The organism is Streptococcus sp. CCH5-D3 (assembly GCF_001556435.1).
Classification (GTDB): Bacteria; Bacillota; Bacilli; order Lactobacillales; family Streptococcaceae; genus Streptococcus.
Genome location: NZ_LSIW01000031.1, coordinates 1 through 213, shown reverse-complemented (window position 1 = coordinate 213; position 213 = coordinate 1). Strand labels below are relative to the sequence as shown.

Here is a 213-nt window from a genome sequence, read left to right as displayed (position 1 = left end):
ACAAGATTGGTGAAGCCACAGCTGATGAAAATGGTAAAGCGACTATCACACCAACTGTTGAGATTCCAGCAGGTGCGGTAACAGCGAAAGCTACAGACCCAGCAGGTAATGTATCAGAAGCAAGTGACCCAGCTACAGCAAGCGCAGATACAGAAGCGCCAGCTAAACCAGTTGTCGATACAGACCTTACAGGTAAAGCCGGCACTAAGACAC

At 48.8% G+C, this 213-nt stretch carries 1 protein-coding gene; it reads left to right on the top strand.

Annotation, left to right across the window (positions count from 1 at the left end; genetic code table 11):
• A partial coding sequence (locus tag AX662_RS10655; RefSeq protein ID WP_331709201.1) for a hypothetical protein occupies positions 1-213 on the top strand: 213 nt, incomplete at both ends.